Source organism: Lapidilactobacillus mulanensis (assembly GCF_003946215.1).
GTDB classification, from domain to species: domain Bacteria; phylum Bacillota; class Bacilli; order Lactobacillales; family Lactobacillaceae; genus Lapidilactobacillus; species Lapidilactobacillus mulanensis.
Map to the genome: position 1 here is coordinate 1 of NZ_RHOW01000073.1, position 3,329 is coordinate 3,329.

The 3,329-nt window shown below is 49.4% G+C and carries 1 tRNA gene and 2 rRNA genes; all 3 read left to right on the forward strand.

What is annotated here, in order from left to right:
* Positions 1–23: 23 nt before the first annotated feature.
* Positions 24–96 (forward strand) — tRNA-Ala (locus EKM67_RS10305).
* Positions 97–219: 123 nt separating this feature from the next.
* Positions 220–3,140: ribosomal RNA gene (locus EKM67_RS10310) — 23S ribosomal RNA — on the forward strand.
* 81 nt (positions 3,141–3,221) lie between these two features.
* Positions 3,222–3,329, forward strand: a 5S ribosomal RNA gene (rrf, locus tag EKM67_RS10315); the annotation flags it as partial.

Here is a 3,329-nt window from a genome sequence, read left to right on the forward strand (position 1 = left end):
CTTTGAAGGAAGCATAGTTAGATGGGGGTTTAGCTCAGATGGGAGAGCGCCTGCTTTGCACGCAGGAGGTCATCGGTTCGATCCCGTTAACCTCCATTGATGGTCAGGAATGATCATCAATGATTTCGATCTTTGAAAACTGGATACTATTAAATCTGTAATAACCGAGAAACACACGCAAGAAATTGCAAGATGATCAAGAAAACGGAAGTTTTCAAAGGTCAAGTTATAAAGGGCGCACGGTGAATGCCTTGGCACTAGGAGTCGAAGAAGGACGGGACGAACACCGATATGCTTCGGGGAGCTGTAAGTAAGCAATGATCCGGAGATTTCCGAATGGGGCAACCCAATCATCCGTAGGATGATTACAGCTTAGTGAATACATAGCTAAGTTGAGACAGACGCGGGGAACTGAAACATCTCAGTACCTGCAGGAAGAGAAAGAAAAATCGATTTCCTAAGTAGCGGCGAGCGAACGGGAAATAGCCCAAACCAATGAGCTTGCTTATTGGGGTTGTAGGACAAAACACATGGAGTTACAAAAGTATCAGTTAGTCGAAGTAGATGGGAAGCTACGCTAAAGAGAGTGAGAGCCTCGTAGACAAAAACTGGTACCCTCCGTTTTGGATCCTGAGTACGGCCAGACACGAGAAATCTGGTCGGAAGCTGGGAGGACCATCTCCCAAGGCTAAATACTACCTAGTGACCGATAGTGAACCAGTACCGTGAGGGAAAGGTGAAAAGCACCCCGGAAGGGGAGTGAAATAGATCCTGAAACCGTGTGCCTACAAGTAGTCAAAGCCCGTTAATGGGTGATGGCGTGCCTTTTGTAGAATGAACCGGCGAGTTACGTTTTCATGCGAGGTTAAGTTGAAAAGACGGAGCCATAGCGAAAGCAAGTCTGAATAGGGCGTTAAGTATGAGGACGTAGACCCGAAACCAAGTGACCTACCCATGTCCAGGTTGAAGGTGTGGTAAAACGCACTGGAGGACCGAACCCACGCATGTTGAAAAATGCGGGGATGAGGTGTGGGTAGCGGTGAAATTCCAAACGAACTTGGAGATAGCTGGTTCTCTCCGAAATAGCTTTAGGGCTAGCCTCGAGGCTAGGATCATGGAGGTAGAGCACTGTTTGGACTAGGGGCCCGTCAAGGGTTACTGAATCCAGATAAACTCCGAATGCCATTGATCTAGTCCTCGGGAGTCAGACTGCGAGTGATAAGATCCGTAGTCGAAAGGGAAACAGCCCAGATCACCAGTTAAGGTCCCAAAATCTATGCTAAGTGGAAAAGGATGTGGAGTTGCGCAGACAACTAGGATGTTGGCTCAGAAGCAGCCACCATTCAAAGAGTGCGTAATAGCTCACTAGTCGAGTGACTCTGCGCCGAAAATGTACCGGGGCTAAGCATAGTACCGAAACTGTGGATGCATCCGTAAGGATGTGTGGTAGGAGAGCGTTCTAAGGGCGGTGAAGCTAGATCGTAAGGACTAGTGGAGCGCTTAGAAGTGAGAATGCCGGTATGAGTAGCGAAAGATCAGTGAGAATCTGATCCACCGAATGACTAAGGTTTCCTGGGGAAGGCTCGTCCTCCCAGGGTTAGTCGGGACCTAAGGCGAGGCCGAAAGGCGTAGTCGATGGAAAGCAGGTCGAGATTCCTGCACTTCTTTGTTTCGTTTGAGTAATGGAGGGACACAGAAGGCTAAGTTGAGCATGCGGCTGGAAAAGCATGTCTAAGTAACAAGTCTGAGGATGAGTCAAATGCTTATCTTCATTAAGGACAAGTTACGATGGGGAGCGAAATTTAAGTAGCGAAGCAACTGATGTCACGCTGTCAAGAAAAGCTTCTAGCAAGAAACAAAGGACCCGTACCGCAAACCGACACAGGTAGTCGAGGAGAGTATCCTAAGGTGAGCGAGTGAACTATCGTTAAGGAACTCGGCAAAATGACCCCGTAACTTCGGGAGAAGGGGTGCTGACCGCAAGGTCAGCCGCAGTGAATAGGCCCAAACAACTGTTTATCAAAAACACAGGTCTCTGCAAAATCGAAAGATGACGTATAGGGGCTGACGCCTGCCCGGTGCTGGAAGGTTAAGAGGAGTGCTTAGGTGTAAGCCGAAGGTACGAATTGAAGCCCCAGTAAACGGCGGCCGTAACTATAACGGTCCTAAGGTAGCGAAATTCCTTGTCGGGTAAGTTCCGACCCGCACGAAAGGCGTAATGATTTGGGCACTGTCTCAACGATAGACTCGGTGAAATTATATTACCCGTGAAGATGCGGGTTACCCGCGACAGGACGGAAAGACCCCATGGAGCTTTACTGTAGCTTGATATTGAATGTTTGTAAAACATGTACAGGATAGGTAGGAGCCGAAGAAGTAGGGACGCTAGTTTCTACGGAGGCAATGGTGGGATACTACCCTTGTTTTATGAACATTCTAACCCGCGCCACTCACGTGGCGGGAGACAGTGTCAGGTAGGCAGTTTGACTGGGGCGGTCGCCTCCTAAAATGTAACGGAGGCGCTCAAAGGTTCCCTCAGAATGGTTGGAAATCATTCGTAGAGTGTAAAGGTAAAAGGGAGCTTGACTGCGAGACAGACAAGTCGAGCAGGGACGAAAGTCGGACTTAGTGATCCGGTGGTACTGTATGGAAAGGCCATCGCTCAACGGATAAAAGCTACCCTGGGGATAACAGGCTTATCTTCCCCAAGAGTCCACATCGACGGGAAGGTTTGGCACCTCGATGTCGGCTCATCGCATCCTGGGGCTGAAGTTGGTCCCAAGGGTTGGGCTGTTCGCCCATTAAAGCGGTACGCGAGCTGGGTTCAGAACGTCGTGAGACAGTTCGGTCCCTATCCGTCGCGGGCGTAGGAAATTTGAGAGAAGCTGTCCTTAGTACGAGAGGACCGGGATGGACATACCGCTGGTGTACCAGTTGTACCGCCAGGTGCAGAGCTGGGTAGCTATGTATGGAAGGGATAAACGCTGAAAGCATCTAAGTGTGAAGCCCCTCTCGAGATGAGATTTCCCATAATGTTAAGTTAGTAAGACCCCTCAGAGATGATGAGGTAGATAGGCTGGGAGTGGAAGTCTAGTGATAGATGGAGCGGACCAGTACTAATCGGTCGAGGACTTGACCAAAGGTCAGAGTGAAGTAACGGGAAAAGCAGATGAGATAGGATCCAGTTTTGAGAGAGCGAGAGCTTTTTCAAAGGAAAGTAGTGTGGTGGCGGTAGCAAGAAGGATACACCTGTATCCATGCCGAACACAGAAGTTAAGCTTCTTAGCGCCGAGAGTAGTTGATGGGAGACTGTCTGCGAGGGTAGGGCG